13 protein-coding genes are annotated in these 14,709 nt (G+C 54.2%); all 13 read right to left on the bottom strand.

Annotated features, from left to right (window positions below; translation table 11 throughout):
- Nucleotides 1-144: 144 nt before the first annotated feature.
- The gene (locus tag IJT02_08360; GenBank protein MBQ7544941.1) at nucleotides 145-672 is read right to left on the bottom strand and encodes a hypothetical protein; all 528 of its coding nucleotides are present in this window, start codon (nucleotides 670-672) and stop codon (nucleotides 145-147) included.
- 130 nt (nucleotides 673-802) lie between these two features.
- A complete protein-coding gene (locus IJT02_08355; GenBank protein MBQ7544940.1) occupies nucleotides 803-2,068 on the bottom strand; it encodes a hypothetical protein in 1,266 nt (421 codons plus the stop codon).
- Nucleotides 2,068-2,547, bottom strand: coding sequence for a hypothetical protein (locus IJT02_08350; GenBank protein ID MBQ7544939.1), 480 nt, complete (start codon nucleotides 2,545-2,547; stop codon nucleotides 2,068-2,070). Before IJT02_08350 ends, IJT02_08355 begins: the two co-directional genes overlap by 1 nt.
- Nucleotides 2,548-2,619: 72 nt before the next feature.
- The gene (locus IJT02_08345) at nucleotides 2,620-3,234 is read right to left on the bottom strand and encodes a hypothetical protein (GenBank protein ID MBQ7544938.1); all 615 of its coding nucleotides are present in this window, start codon (nucleotides 3,232-3,234) and stop codon (nucleotides 2,620-2,622) included.
- A gap of 62 nt (nucleotides 3,235-3,296) precedes the next feature.
- Nucleotides 3,297-6,959, bottom strand: a complete 3,663-nt coding sequence (locus IJT02_08340; GenBank protein MBQ7544937.1) for a CotH kinase family protein — start codon at nucleotides 6,957-6,959, stop codon at nucleotides 3,297-3,299.
- On the bottom strand, nucleotides 6,952-10,068 hold the full coding sequence (locus tag IJT02_08335) for a DUF4815 domain-containing protein (protein ID MBQ7544936.1): 3,117 nt from the start codon (nucleotides 10,066-10,068) through the stop codon (nucleotides 6,952-6,954). Before IJT02_08335 ends, IJT02_08340 begins: the two co-directional genes overlap by 8 nt.
- Before the next feature lie 13 nt (nucleotides 10,069-10,081).
- Nucleotides 10,082-10,570 (bottom strand): hypothetical protein, encoded by a 489-nt coding sequence (locus tag IJT02_08330; GenBank protein ID MBQ7544935.1) that lies wholly within the window; start codon nucleotides 10,568-10,570, stop codon nucleotides 10,082-10,084.
- Nucleotides 10,571-11,776 carry a phage tail protein I gene (locus tag IJT02_08325; GenBank protein ID MBQ7544934.1) on the bottom strand — a complete coding sequence of 402 codons (1,206 nt, stop codon included), beginning with the start codon at nucleotides 11,774-11,776 and terminating at the stop codon, nucleotides 10,571-10,573. It lies immediately after the preceding gene.
- Nucleotides 11,769-12,884, bottom strand: coding sequence for a baseplate J/gp47 family protein (locus tag IJT02_08320; GenBank protein ID MBQ7544933.1), 1,116 nt, complete (start codon nucleotides 12,882-12,884; stop codon nucleotides 11,769-11,771). The genes IJT02_08325 and IJT02_08320 overlap by 8 nt, the downstream gene beginning before the upstream one ends.
- 13 nt (nucleotides 12,885-12,897) lie before the next feature.
- Nucleotides 12,898-13,209 carry a GPW/gp25 family protein gene (locus tag IJT02_08315; protein ID MBQ7544932.1) on the bottom strand — a complete coding sequence of 104 codons (312 nt, stop codon included), beginning with the start codon at nucleotides 13,207-13,209 and terminating at the stop codon, nucleotides 12,898-12,900.
- Complete coding sequence (locus IJT02_08310) at nucleotides 13,199-13,609, bottom strand: phage tail protein (GenBank protein ID MBQ7544931.1); 411 nt, start codon at nucleotides 13,607-13,609, stop codon at nucleotides 13,199-13,201. The genes IJT02_08315 and IJT02_08310 overlap by 11 nt, the downstream gene beginning before the upstream one ends.
- 6 nt (nucleotides 13,610-13,615) lie before the next feature.
- The gene (locus IJT02_08305; GenBank protein MBQ7544930.1) at nucleotides 13,616-13,906 is read right to left on the bottom strand and encodes a PAAR domain-containing protein; all 291 of its coding nucleotides are present in this window, start codon (nucleotides 13,904-13,906) and stop codon (nucleotides 13,616-13,618) included.
- 3 nt (nucleotides 13,907-13,909) lie between these two features.
- Nucleotides 13,910-14,560 (bottom strand): hypothetical protein, encoded by a 651-nt coding sequence (locus IJT02_08300; protein ID MBQ7544929.1) that lies wholly within the window; start codon nucleotides 14,558-14,560, stop codon nucleotides 13,910-13,912.
- Nucleotides 14,561-14,709 lie beyond the last annotated feature (149 nt).

Genomic DNA, 14,709 nt, shown 5'->3' with positions numbered 1-14,709 from the left:
AGTCGTGCGGGTAGTGAATCAGGGCGAACACCGCTGCCAGCATTCGAAGCATTATTGTAGTTGCAATTGCCAGAATTGATGACATTAGCGAAACACGCAGCAGAAACGACCAACAAAAGACACCCTAACTTTATTGACTCACGCTCACTGCTTAATGTTCTTCAGAAAGCGGTTGTCAGCTTGTCTCAAGGCCTTAATCATATCAAAAACGGCCTGCACTTCAAGCACTATGTTCATGAACTTGTTCTTGTCAGCGGGCAAAGTCTCGGCTATGTACTGCAATTCGTCCTGCAACTTGTTGCAGCACACGAGAGCGCGATCCATTTCGAGCCGTCTCTCCTGAAACTCTGCCATGTAAGTCGGCCAGATTGTGTTTGCCGCTCTGAGGTGCTCGGTTATGCCCTGACAGAAATCGGCCACTCTGTCGCGTTCACGCCGAATGAACCAAGAGTCAAAGCCGTCTTCGAGTTCGCGGATGGCCTTGCTCATCTTCTCGCGCTCCTCCGGGTCTGTAACGTAGGAGGTCAATTTCTGCACGTGAGCCTCCAGCTTCTTGTGGCTGTATCCGAAAGTGGCCATGAGTTCAGCGGTAATTTTCCTGCGCAACTCGTAAGCGCGGTGCAGGGCTTCCAGCTTGGACTCTGACCGTTTACTCTTCGGGATATTTGACAATGCTTAACCTCCTATTTTGACGTATGTAGCGCGACCACCGGCAAGCGGTGGAATGGACAAAACCATAAATGCGACTTCTCATTATATCAACCGTCATCTACTGGGGACAAGCCCCAGTAGATTTACTGATTTAGTAGATAAGGGCAGCAGGGCGAACACCGCCGCCAGCATTCGAAGCATTACGGCAGCCGCAACCGCCAGAAAGGAGGACACTAGCGAAACACGCAGCAGAAACAACGTTTCTCAGCCAGTACCACTGCCTGTTGCTAATCAGGTCAGGCCTGTGCCGGAACAGATTCAGCTGCTTGCACGAGACGCTGTACATCATGAACGTACCCCACGGATCTACGCTGCCGTCAGGAGTCGCACTGTCAAACTGCGTTGCGCCGTACACCATGCGCTCATCCATCAGCTCAACCGTGCTGTCGCACCATATAGAGTTAGACCCTCTGCCGTCCTTCACTGCATTCACCAGAAATTCACGGTGCTTCAGTACGTGGTTCTCTCCGAAGCACGCCTTAAAGATTGCCTCCGCACGACGCAGGTACACCGTCCGCATCTTGCTCCCCACATAGCCGCCTTCCGTCGTATTCGTAGCGTTCATCGGCGCGGTGAACATGTTTGCGTCGGGCACTACCACCACATGATGCGTGGTCAAGTCCGTATCTCCGGCTCTCAGGTAGTAGTCAAGGTCGGCTACCCTCATCGTCCCGCTGTAGGTGCTCGAGGTCTCCTCGTCGTTCTCGTTCAGGTAGCTGTACGGTACGTTGCTGAATACCCAGTAATCGTTCGGGTAGATGTCCGCGTACACTCCGCCGGTCGTCGCCGCAAATGTCCCCGCGCGTATCGCCGCACTCTGCGCGTCGGAGAATACTCCAAGATTCTTGCCCCTGCACAGCGCGTTGTGTGCCCCAGAATTGTGCATCAGGACTGCCTCCACTAATTCCTTCATCGAGGTCAGCTCGCCTGTCGCCTTCAGAGACTCTAACCACTGCGCTTTTGTGCCTATGTATCCGTTCTCAACTGCTACCTCATACGCACTCTTGCCGGTGATTTCCTTCATGTCAAGGTCATAGCGAGCTTCCCAGTTCCCCATCGCCTTCGACAGCCTAGATGATAAGTCTGCTGGTAATGTTGACTGGTGATTACGGTCGATTGAGTACGTCTGCCCGTTTGCGCTCTGTCCGTAGTACGGCTTCACCAAGATTATCTTCGTGTCGCTTTCTACACTCGCTACTTCGCACGCATAATCCCCTCTAGCGTCCACTCTGAAGGCCGCTCCGGGATTTATTCCTGCCGTCAGCCATCTAGTACCGTCGCCGTTGACTACCGTGCTACCGTTCGTTACTGATACCGTACCCTGACGATACCATGCTGTATGCGCTGTCTCTGCCATTACGATTTTCCTCCTGTCCTCTCTCGGTGCTCCGAGATCATCGCTAATATTCCTAGTACCGCCTCTGACAATGAATCTATCTGCCTCTGCAGTGAGCCATCATCTCGAGTGCGGGCTTCCTCTTCCTTCGCCAGCCCGTTGCGCCGCGTCTCGGCCTCTGTCGCTATATCGAGGGTGTTAGTGATTCGCGTCTCGGCTAGTGCGTCTATCTGCCCCTGCAACAGTGTCAGGGCTAACTCCAGCGCGTCAGACAACCTCTCTTGTCCGCCTCGTATGTTGCTCCCTAGACTCCCCTGCACGTTTCCCCACACATCAACACGGGCATCCGCTACCTCTGCTGCATAGTCTGCGTCGCTGTCCGTCGAGGCCGTTACCTGTGCGTCAATGCGAGAGCTTAGGACTTCTTCCGCCGTCTTGTTCCGGCGGGCTAGCTTCTGGATTTGCTTCACGGTGGGCAATATGTATTCATACCAAGCCACAAAGCCACCTCCTGAATCAAACAAGCGGGGGCTGTTACTCCCCGCCTGCCTCTGTCTTCTTGACGATAGCCGCTACTCTCCGTAGAGTTCTCCGAGCATCTCGTCAAACTCCGCGTCCGTCGCTATCTTGAACGTGCTGTCGATTACCTGCCCGTGCTCGTTAAGGAGCGCAATGCTTCCTGCTGAGGCCGGAACTGCAAGCTCCATCATGTTCGACAGGTCGCCTGCGTGAACGTCGAATTTGTACACCGCAGGAGTCGTCAGCTCGTACCAGCCTTCGGTCGCAGGGTCTTCGTTGCCTGCGGGCGTTACTGCGCTGTACCCGCCGTTCTGGTTCACGTAGTACGTCTTCCCTGCGTCTACTGTGCTGTCAGATGACTCGCTGAATACCGCCGTCGTCGTCTCCACTATCACCACGTTTGAGCCTGCGGAGTGCTTTTTGCCCGCGCCCTCCACGAAATCTGCCGTCGTCGTGAACGCGTCCGTGATGTTGTAGACGTTGCCCTCATTGGCCTTCACAAGCAGCGCGTTCGTCAGGGATGCAAACGCAAGCGATCCCTTCACCTTGTACACGCTCGATAACTTGTTGTCGATGGCCTCGCGCAGGTTCGCCATGTCCGCTAGCGTCTGCTGATGCCCCTTCCTGTAGTGCCTCATCGTTATTGCACTGTCCAGATCGTATGCCATTGCTTACCTCCAAATGTTAAAGATTATCTATGCTAAAACGGGTTGCGCACCCCGTAATAACATCAGTCGTTGTAGAGTTCGTCCAGCATTTCGTCGAACTCATCATCTGTTGCCGGACGACTCGGAAACTCCTTGATTTGCTGCATTGCCTCACTGATGCTTAGCCTCATGTCATGCTCATTTACGAGCCTCCACATGGTCGCCTCTGCAAGGCTGTTGATTTGCGCTTGAAGTCCCGCGTCCTGCTCATCGCGGATTGCCCGCTCTTGGGCTTCCTCGCGTCTGCGTTCGGCGTTAAGGAGAGCGTGATTCAGTTCACTGCGCATGTCGGCTTCAGCGAGTGCGTTCACCTGCCGGAGGATTCCTGTGTCCTGCTCTGCGCGGATGAGCGGCTCTGTGTCGTCAGCCTCCGCAATTTCGGGCTGTGTGTCTGTGCTGTACCTGTAGACCTTGTCCATGTTCGCGATCTCGACTTCAAGCCAACGTTTGACGCGGTAAATGCTGTCGGTGTAATTCAGGATGCACGGGCTGTTAGGCCAGCGTTCGAACTCAAGCTCGTAGTTTCCGACTCCGATTCTTGCCGTCCAATTCTCCAGCTTTAAGAGAATGTTACTAACGCTGATGATTCCTGCGTCGCGCAGCTCCCTGTATCTGGCCTCAAGCTCGTCCTTGTACAGCAGAGCAACGTACCCAGTCGGAAGGGCTGTGCTTGTCGTGATGTGGCCTGTAAGCGGAGGGGTTATCTGTGTTCCCTGCCAATGGCCGCCGTATGACATGTCGAGGTCGTAAGCATTGACGTACCACTTCACGCCGTCATAGGTTGTCCACTGCCAATTTTTCCCGAAACCGTCAGAGTTCTTGATTACGTCCGAGAAAATGAGATAGTCGCGCTGATTCTCCCAGTCAAAGAGTTCTTCATACGCCGCCTTCACTGCCGCAAGAGTCTCATCGCTGGGGTTCGCACGGTAAGCTGTGTATAACTGCTTCAGCTCCCCAAACCTCTCAACAAAGCTCTGAATGTATCGCTTGACCTTCGCGCTTCGGACGTGATCCTTGTTGCTTGCGTCGTACTTCTCCGATGTCTCGTCAATTAACTCTTTGGGTGCGTCGCCGTCGTACTTCTTCCCGTCCATCGTGTAGAGCTTGTTCGGGTTGCGTATCTCAAAGACTGTCCAGTTGATTGCGCCGTTCCAGAAATATTGTGTGTAAAGGCTGCCGTCAAGGTGAATGTGCTCAACGGTGCTCTTGTCCATGCGGTAATTCTTGCGCTGCTTCTTGATCTGCCACGAATACACGCCGTAGAACTCACCGTTGAGGTACACGATGCAGGGGAAGCCGTCAGGATGACACAGCGCGCCGTTGTCGAGCTGTAACGTCATATCGTCGGGATTGTTCAGGCTCGTCCCGCTCGGCTGTATCTCCGAAGCGTCAATCATTGCCCGCTTGTATGGCCTGTCCTTGTCGAGGCCGTTGTACCTCATGACCTCGTCCCAGAATTTGTAGCTCGTTACTGCTACTCCTCTGAAGAAATCTGTGTAGTACGCTTTGAGGTGAAAGCCGTCCTGCACAACCCAATTCCCAATCTTGAGGTTGAACTTTGAGCCGTCATCATTGAGCAGGTCGAACTTCACGTTCTTCTTGACGTAACCCAATGATGAGCTGCCCTGCGCACTGCACACGATGGGCTTGCGGAAAAAGTTACCCTGCATGTCCCAGAACTCCATGAACGCGGGAATATCGGCTGTCTTCGTCGTAGGCATTGAGCTTAGCCCCGTGAAGTTCACTATTGCGCAACGTGGTTCACGGATTGCGAGGCTCTCTGCTGTGCTCCAATCAATGGGAGATTTGAGGCCTGCGATTGCCTGTCCAAGTGCCCGGCATTTCTCGGCTTCGGCTGAGAGATTCGCGGCAAGCTCAAGTGCGGCTACTGCGTTGCTGTCGGTCTGTGCCTGAATGTTCGTGTCTTCCTCTACACGGGCGCGGGCTTCCTGAGTCAGTGCCTCCCTATACCTGCTGAATGCCTCGCTCAGATTAAGTGCGGTCTGCAGAATACCCTCTGCGTTCGCATTAATCTGTCTCTGCGTTCCGGCATCCTCTGCAACTCGGCTCTGTGTTTCCTGAGTTAAGGCCGCTGTGTGTCGGGCTAATCCGTCATGAAGACTGAGAGCCGTCCAGATATTGGCCTCCGCGTTTGCGTCTGTCTGCCTCTGAAGTTCCCCAAGCTCCTCATGAAGTCCGGGCAATGGCACTTCATAGAGTTCACCTATCTCGGAGCGCACATTCTGTATCTGACGTTCCCGCTCCTGAGTTTCCGCCGCTATCAGCTCTAAGAGTTTCCTGCGGTGCTCGGCCTCCTGCTGGATGTTCATGGCGTTCTGCATGTTCGCAGTCGCGTTTGTGTCTATCTGCCCTTGAAGGTTTGCGTCCTCTTCCGCGCGGGATTGCTCCTCACGGATAAGGGCTGCCCTTCTTCGGGCTAAGGCCTCACTCAGCGCAAGAGAGTTCTGCAGGATCGCGTGTATTGCCTCGTCAATCTGCAGCTGGTGGTACGCGTCAATCTCTATCCGGCGGTCTGTCTCATCTCTGAGGGCTTCAATGCGCTCGTCGGACTTGCGCCGCTGTTGGGCTTCCTGATGAATGCCTAGCGCGTTTTCAATGCTGGCCTCTGCGGTCTTATCGATTAGCTCCTGTAGGGCAATATCTCCCGCAATTCTGGCCTGCTCTTCACGGAGCAAGTCAGCTTTTCGCCGGGCGTTCAAGTCTTGCACGTTCAGGGCGGTCTGCAGAATACCCTCTGCGTTCGCGTTTGCCTGACGCGCAATCCCATCGTCGCCTTCTGCTCGTGCCTGAGTCTCTGCATCAATCTCAGACTTACGGAGCGCAACTCCCTCATTCAGCACGTCGAGGGCTTCATGAATCTCTGCATCCTTCTCGGCTCGCCGCTCCGACTCCTGCTGTATCTTCTCGGCATTCCGCGTAATCTGTTCCTGCAGGGCTGTATCCCCAGCAATCCGAGCTTGTATCTCTTGCCTTAGAGCGTCTCTCCGGCGTTCTAGTGCCTCACTCAGTGTCAGCGCGTCTCTCAAGAATGCTTCCGCCAGCGCGTTAATCTCTCTCTGCAAACTGTCGTCCGTCGAAATCCTCGAGGACTCCTCACGTGTGAGTTCTGCCTTGCGACGTTCGCTGAGTTCTCGGAGAGTTACCGCCGTCCGCATTATCGCTTCTGAGGCCGCATTAATCTGACTCTGCAACCCGTCATCCTGCAACAGCCGCGTCAATGACTCCTGCGCAAGCTCGGCCTTCCGGCGTTCGTTAGCATCCTGCGCATTAAGCTCGTCCTGTATCTGTGCCTCTGCTAATGCGCTGAACTGGTGCAGCAGGCCTTGAAATTCCTGTATCCCGTACCTGATGTCGCTTACTACCTGCAGCAAGCCGCCGTGAATGCTTCTGACGTTGTGCCCTAAGTTCGGGTGCACGTTCCCTTCCGCATCAACACGCGCATCAAGAATCTCCGTGTCCTCTGTAGCTTGACCCACAATCACTTCCATGCGGGTGCTCAGAAACTCGTTGACATCCTCGACACTCTGCAGGTTGCCCTCAATCTCGGTGATGTTTGCGTCTATCGTGGTCAGGGCTTCGCGTAACCTGTCCGCGTCATCACTCAGCTTGTTTTGCCTGTGTGGAAGCGGCCAGCCCCTTAATGTTCTGTCATCATACTTAGGCACTTAGAATCACCGCACTTATATTCTGGACTAACGGCCTCGCTGATGATGTGCCGTTCAATACTATCTTCAACCTCGTAGCTGACATGTCGCACGGAATAAACCGCTTGCAACGAACCCAGCCGTCCCCGATTTGTTCCTGTTCCGGGTCGCCGGACTCCGTCCACACGTTCGCGGCTGTCTCGATAAACACACGCACTGATGAGCCGGTCGGGGCGTATTCCTCCATCGTAATCATTACCTGCTTGCCCATTCCGCACGTGAAAGCTCGCGATACATAGTCGCCTGTGTTCCCAATCTTGCCCGTGAGAATCTGCGGCATACGTCCAAGCAAGGGCGAATATTTGCTGTCTCCGAAAAGCTCAACGCTCAAGGTGTATGTGCCGTTCAGCGGGTCGGAGAATGAGATGTTCTGCCACGCCTGCATACGCGCAACTTCAACGCTGCCATTCTTGAGGATGAACGTTGCGTCTGTGTCTGCACCTGTACGCTGAACCTCCGCCATCGGCATGATGTCCGTTACGCCCGCAAGGTTGATGTTCCCGAGCGTGAGGGTCTTGCGGGCTGTCCTGAATTTCGCTCCGAGAAGCCGGAATGTCAGATCGGACTTCTGGTCGGCTGACCATGTCGACGCGTTCGAGCTTAGGAGCAGCACTCCCGCAGAATATGCCTGTGAACGTATCCAGCCCTTCGCTGTGTCCCAGTCTCCTAGACTCGCAATCCCTACCGCGTAATCTGCTGTGTCAGTCATTATCGTAATCGCGTACTCTGTATCCGCTGACAGGAAAACCGGCGTGTCAAAGATTGCCCTGTTCCATGCGTTGACCGTAAGCTGCGAGGGGGTCATTGTGCATGAGGCTATGACTTCCTGCGTCGGAAAACCTAGACTCACTTCATGAAGCTCTATCTTGAGGCTTGATGTCCGGCTCTTGCTGACAAGCCAGAAATCTACGCCCGCAACATGACGCGACTCACTCAGAGTGAAGGTTTGCGCTAACGGGTCAAGGTCGTTGTAGCGCACGTAGTAGTTGATGGTTGTCCTGACCTCATGAATCCCCACGAAGTACGCGCTCGCGGTTGTGTGTGTTCCCTGAAGCCTCACTAACTTTGTTCCTGCAGGGACCCCTTCGGGGATCGCGAATGTCCCGCTGAAGACTCCCGAAGCGTTCGCGCTCGATGATGAACACGCTACCTCGATGCCGTCAAAGATTACTCGGACTGCCTCGTTCGGGCCGAAACCCGATGCGTCAATCTTCACCGTGATGCTCCGCAAGTTTCCGCCTGACTCTGTCGTGGTCGTTGTGTTCGTCAGAACGTCCCATGAATGGCGGCGGTTGCTTGACCTGAAACTCACGGTGTTGGAGATTACTGTCCGCACAATATTTTCTGTCCAGCGGTCTACTGCAGGAGTCAGCGTCATTGTCGCGGGCAAGGGATTAAAGGCCTGATAGGGATTAACCTTCATGTCGCGTGTGTGGGCTGACTGGTCAATCAGAACCTCAACGTCATAGTCAAGCAGTGTGTCTTTCGCGAGCGTCAGGCCAGAAATCTCTGTGCTCATTGGGAGCTGGAGAGTCTGATCCGCGATTAAGGCCGTCTGCGGTGTTCCTGCGTCCCTCATGTCGTCGTCGAACAACGAATCCACGAACACGTTGTATGCACTCGTCGGAGCATTGAGGGTTGCGTCAAACCGTAATTCCTGCCGTGCAAGCAGCCCGTAAAGGTCGAGAATCTGACTCCGCATTTCGTTCAGCACGTCGGCATGTACGCACTTGATGGCTACGTTCCTGACTTCCGGCAAACCCTGCCATGTCTGCGTTACCTGCGCGAGGCAGATACCTTCCGGCGGCGTTCCCGGCAAAACAGGGTCATACCTGTGCGAGATACCCCGAACGATTCCGATTGAGCAGTCCTTGTACATTACGATGATGTCCTTGCGCGGCATTCTATAGTAGTAGCTCGCCTCAATCACCGAGTTCTCGAACAGCCCCGATACCGTTATGCTCGTCTTCGTGAACGCGTTAGGGCTGATGTTCGTGCGGTAATGATACTTCGCTGTGTACGTTGCGCCGGGCGCGGGTTCTTCGCCTGCGGGACTCCAGTCGAGATTGTCGCCGTCAAGCAGAAAGTCAGTGCCCTCGACGAAGATTAGTGCTCCCTGCTTCACTTCCACAACCTCAAAGACTGAGTCATTAGGCAAGCCGTCAACACAGCCGGAATAATTCCCGTGCGTGAGGGTTACTGTGCGTTCCTTCGTTACGCGAATCTGAGTAACGCTCTCGATGGGAGTGTGGGCAACTGTGAAGGTCATTCTGCCTGTGCCTCCGCTGGTGAACCTGTGAACCTCCGACTGTACTTCTGCGAGGTCAAATGCCTCGTCGGTGATGAGCCTCACGGAGTGCCCTATCTCTGCCTCGTAGCCGTTGATGTGCGCGATGCCCTCCGAGATGCTGTAGGTCTGTTTCCCGGCCTCAGTGCTCTGCAATGCCGTAACGTTCAGGCCTTCGACGACGTAATGACCGTTAGCGTGCCTGTCGTAGCGTGCTGTGGTGTTCAGGTACTCAGGGTTGATTTTCTGCAGCTGCGTAACGATTTCGCCCCCGCTGATTCCGTAGACAGGGAAGAACGGCGCATTAAGGTTGTCTGTGTTCAGCCCCCATTCAGCAACAGTGATTACTCTCCACGCACCCTCCATTTTGTACTGCGGTGTGTTCCGGGCGGGCTCGGTCAGAGTCTCGTCCTCGTACTCTGTAAGCACGCTAGACTTCAGCCACGCTCCGACCTGAACGTCCGCGTCATCGGGAACGTTAAGCGTCTTCTCCGCAATCTCATACACGAGGCCGTCAAGGAATATCTGCCCCGCTTCAATGGTGGCTTTCTTGGCGTTTGTGTCGAGGGAAATCGCGCACCCCTTGATGATTGTCCCGTCCGCGTATAACGAACTGCCGATCGCCTTGATCTTGTCCTCCGCTATGAGCTGGGACTCGTTCATCTCTGCTGACTGCATAGCCCTTCCGGCAAGAACCGCAACATGAGACCAGTTCTTGGCCTTGTCGTAGCGGTTATAGTAGTCCGGCGATTTCAGCAGTGCCTTGATTTCGTCTGCCGTCAAATTTCTCACCTCCTCATATCGTCAATATTGTTCCGTAATATCCCTTTCTCTTAGGGGTAAAGATGTCTGCTGTCTCTAAATGCTCAAGCAATATCAATGTGCCCGGAGTCTGTATCTCTCCCGGCACGAAATAGCTCTGTGTTGCCGGAAGCCCCGACTTCACCTGTGTATCAATGAACACTCCGACCTCGCGGATCGGTTCTGCGACTCCCTCGCCGTAGTTGAACATGCAGCTAAGGTATATGTGCCGCGTCGGTGTCTCTGAGTATGAGTATCTTCTGCCTCCGGGCATATCTATTTCGCCGTCATCGTCCTCATTCACAAAATATGACCGCGTGATTTTCTTGCGGCCTATCTCGTGCGTTAGGGCTGTTGCCTCGTAATCCACTTCTTTGGGCGTAGTGTCCCAGCTTGCTTCTCCGTTGCCTATTGCGAGAAACAGCGGGCGCGAGAGTAAATATTTTGCCCATGCTGTACGCGCTAAGTATGTTAAGACTGCCATTTATACGACCTCCTGATATTCCCATGTGCCAACCTCCCACGTCCCGGCCTGCTCGGTTGTGTTCTCCCATGTGTCGCTGCCTTCCCACGTTTTGTGGCTGCTCCATCTCGGAGAGGGCGGGTAACTTCCCCACTTCAACGAAGCCGGAAAATCTCTCTTCACCGCTGAGCCTATGTCCTCCTGCTCTACCTCTTCTGCCCATGTGCTGTGTTCCTCCCATGAATGCATGTCCCAGTAGGGACGCGAGTCGTAGATGATGCCGATGAAGGGAATTGCTCCGAGAATTGCCGCAGAGTCCTCGAGGGCAAAGTCTGCGGGAAAAGTACGCAGAGACATTGCGCCCACAGGCCGGTAGAATTTGTGCGCCTCGTCCCAAGAAAAGCCGTTCCACACTGAGGGAGTCATCCACGTTCCGATGTCGTCCTCAAGCTCGGCGAATATTCCCGTCTCGAATGCACGGCTCACAATCTGCAGCCTGTAGGGCGAATATCCCCACCTTCCAGCGTCCCAGTACTGCACGTCGCTTAGTGTCAGTATTCCGCGCTCAATGAGGCTGTGCATCGGTGCTTCGTCCTCAAAGAACGGGTTATCTGGAATCAGCAAGCCCCAGTCGTAACGCTTGAACTCGACGTGCTCCCAGTTGCAGAAATCCCAGCGGCAGATGTGCTTCGTCATGTCGATAGGAATCGGAGCGACGGTCAGCTTTATCATGTGAGACCTTGCGGGCTTGGTCAGCTCGATTATCCGCGTGAGGATTCCTTCTGTGTCTTCTCCGAGAAAGTCAACGTTGACGTGATCATCCTTGTAGTACCCTCTGACGCTGAATGTGTGCGGCTCGGTCTGCAGTTCAGGCTCGAACCATTCCTTTATCGTCGGCTCAAAGTTCAGCTTCCGCAGTGCGCTGATGATGGCGGCCTTAGTGCCCTTCTTCCTGTGCCAACTGATGGAGTCAAGCACTAGTGCCCGCTTCGTCTCAATGGGTAGTTCCGGCTCGTAAAAGTCGACGTGCCATTGCCACGCAAGCAGGTCGATAACATTCTCCAGCAGCTCGTTAATTCGCGACACAATAAAAGCCTCCCGAATACTCTGGGAGACTTCCTGCAACTGCGGGTCTATTGCCCGACGTATTGCCCGTATATTCTTATCTTCTGCGATTGAGGCAGGTATTATGTCCTGCAGCGAGATTACTTCAAGCTGTTTAGCCATCCTCCAAGCCCCCGAACGTCAGCGTTATCGTTGAGGGTATCGCAAGCTCTGAGGCCTTGAGCACCCGGAATGACGGCGAGGTTATCTCTGTGCGCTTTGCTCCGGCGGCTATCATCCTGTGATTCAGTTCTGAGGGGTTGAGGTCGCGTCCTAACTTCGAACGCTGCCATGTTACCCAGTTGCTGACTGCCTCGCTCACTGCGGCCTGAAGTTCCGTTGACTGTGTCGCCCTCGCGCGGTCAATGTAGTATTTCACGTTCAGGGCGTAACTCACAACGTCAGGTTTGTGCGCACTTACGCAGTCAGTCAGCGGCCTCACGTTATCCGCGTTGCAGATCGCAAGCACAGCATCAAGCACCTCGTTTGAGGGAAGCTCGCCGCCTTTCATGAGGGGGTAAATCTTCACGTATCCCGGAGGAATTTCGGGCGGCCCGACAACTGCAACATCAATAATATCCTGATGAGCAGACCTCGCATAATATTCATAAGCCCCGCGAGGCCCGGCAACTGAAAAGCTCTCAGGCGCAATCTGTATCCTTTCGCGAAAATTCTCGTCATTCTCAGTATCACTGCCTCCGTAGGTTGTCGTCGTGTTCGTTACGGACATCTCGAACGGGAAAGGGTCAACCAGCTTTCGGAGCTGTCCCGCAACAAAACCATTCCCAGCACTGCCCGCTGTTGTGCATTGCGCGGTGATTAGTGTCTCTGTGTCTCCGGCTGGAAGCTCTGCGGCCTCCGTTGTCGCGAAAAGCAGATTGCCTCCGCCGGGCGATACCCGCGTTCCCGCAGGAATGATTACGGCTGAGGGCTGGGCTTCCGACAGCGTGAACTTCAGCGTCGTCATTGCGTGTGAGGCTTCAAGCCGCGTAACTTCCAGCAACGCACCCAAATGGTCAAGGTAATCACCCTCTGCGTAGGCTAAGAGGTTCTGCTTTGCTGCGTAATCGATGAGGCTTCGCTGATGAATGATTATCAGCGTGATAGTCTCAAGGAATAACCGCACAGGGTCTCCGCGTGCAAGTGTGCGCTCGGTGATCTGTTCGTAGAGGGTGATGATTTCGCTCTCGATTTCTTCAGCGGACTTCTCTGCAAAAACTATGTCAGCCAGTCCCGGAAATAAATCACTCTTCAAGAATCTCAATCCTCACTCTCGCTGTGAGCTTCCCGTCTGTGTCTCCGTCAAAGCTCACCTTCTTAACCCTGCATCGAGGCTCGTACTTGCGGATTGCCTGTATAAGTTCGACTTGCATCAGAGCAATGGCCTTCGGAGTCGGGCGGTCTATCACTGTAGCGTCAACCCCGAATAACCTGTCCAGAGGAACGCTGTACTTCGGCGTGGTGCAGATTGTCCTGACGTTCTGCGCTACCTCTTCAACGATATTCGCGGGCGCAAAATTTATCTCTTCCTGCGACGTAAGCACCTCAACTTCCATTAGCCTCCACCTCGATATATTCTTTCAGCTTTAGTGAGACCTCCACAGCAATGGAAGTCCCGTGATTATCAATAATTTCATGGTTCTCATCTAATCCCTCTAACACCCACAGCCCGTCTCCCTGCGGCTCTCCGTCAAGGATGAAGGGCACTGCCTGATGATTGTTCAGAATGTCATGTAATGTGTTCAGCTCCTCTTTAGGGTTTACGCCGAGTCCAGCGTCTAATCTAATGCTGAGGCTCATTGATGCGGGGGCAAGGCCTGTGAACTCTAACAGCCCCTTCCTGCCGTGAATTGCGTGTTCTGAATATTTCGCGCTCCGCTGTATCTGGAAGTCCCTGAAGGTTCGGACTCTCTCCGTTGAGACCTCAAAGACTACTTCACCGAGTGAACCTATCATGACGTGTTAGTCTCCTGCATAAACATTCCCGCTCCCTGTGGCGACGCTTGACCCGCAAGATACAGGGTCGCCGATACGTCCGAGCTGTCTGCCGTTTGCGTACACTGTCCCGCTTCCTGACGCTAGGACTCCGCCATGACACACAGGCTGAGAGTTGCAATGTACAGCCCATGAGTCGCCTTCACGGTGCGCGGGTATTCCGTTCACAAAAACGTTAGGGCTTCCGCTGGTGCTGTTGCGTGGCGGGAAATCTGCGTGCCCCGTGCACATGTCTCCTTTTCTGGTTACCGCTGGCATTATTTATCTCCTTTCATTTAATTCCTGTTTTAGCTTCGTGTACAGTATTTGCGGGGCTAGCCATGAACGCTGGAACTTCCTCCACTCCCTTGATGTCTCTCCGTCTTTATCCCGCCATAGCATCGCGTATGGACACATTCCCAGCTTCACAACCTGCATAAACCGCGCCTCTGCTTTCTCGAACGTGTCTGACGGATAACCGCACAAGCAGTACACCCCGCACTTCCGAGACGTTAACAGCCCGTACTCCTTCAGCAGCCTTGACGCTTGGACTAACGGCTCGTAGTCATCCGGCGTGTCGTACGCAAAATACATTCGCTCCGGCTTCAAGTCCGCAAGCAGTTCACAGTGCCACGACTTCAGAATTTTTGCCTCCAGCCCGCCCGTGAACTTTGCCTTGTGCGGCTGTCGCTTCAGCATCGCGAACACTGCCCTTATGTGTTCCTCACTGCAAGCTAGAAAGTTATCGTCCACTACGTTGTAGCCGTCCTTTATCTCCAGTTCGTGAAGTCCGTTCGGCTCGCGTTTATGCACTGCGCAGAACCAGCACTTGTTCGGACAACCTCGCGACGTTATTACGTACCCTTCCTTCAAGTACAGGCCGGGCGTGAACTCCCCGCCTGACTGGTTGAATGCTGGGCCGCCTAGCTTCACAGTCCCATGTGAAGGCCACTGATACGTGAATTTCTGTTATGTCGTCGGGTATGAATAGGCCAGGAGGGTCAAAGGTTACGTAGTCGTCTAAGGGTGTCGCTTTCGTTCGGCGAGGGAATACTCGCAGAATCGGCAAGAATAATTCCTCC

Source organism: Synergistaceae bacterium (assembly GCA_017450125.1).
Classification (GTDB): Bacteria; Synergistota; Synergistia; order Synergistales; family Aminobacteriaceae; genus JAFUXM01.
This window is presented reverse-complemented; position numbering and strand designations above follow the sequence as displayed.

Excerpts from the sequence above, each read along its gene's own strand:
- IJT02_08355 (MBQ7544940.1), bottom strand. The coding sequence starts at position 2,068 with ATGGCAGAGACAGCGCATACAGCATGGTATCGTCAGGGTACGGTATCA.
- IJT02_08345 (MBQ7544938.1), bottom strand. The coding sequence starts at position 3,234 with ATGGCATACGATCTGGACAGTGCAATAACGATGAGGCACTACAGGAAG.
- IJT02_08330 (MBQ7544935.1), bottom strand. The coding sequence starts at position 10,570 with ATGGCAGTCTTAACATACTTAGCGCGTACAGCATGGGCAAAATATTTA.
- IJT02_08325 (MBQ7544934.1), bottom strand. The coding sequence starts at position 11,776 with ATGGCTAAACAGCTTGAAGTAATCTCGCTGCAGGACATAATACCTGCC.
- IJT02_08315 (MBQ7544932.1), bottom strand. The coding sequence starts at position 13,209 with ATGGAAGTTGAGGTGCTTACGTCGCAGGAAGAGATAAATTTTGCGCCC.
- IJT02_08310 (MBQ7544931.1), bottom strand. The coding sequence starts at position 13,609 with ATGATAGGTTCACTCGGTGAAGTAGTCTTTGAGGTCTCAACGGAGAGA.
- IJT02_08305 (MBQ7544930.1), bottom strand. The coding sequence starts at position 13,906 with ATGCCAGCGGTAACCAGAAAAGGAGACATGTGCACGGGGCACGCAGAT.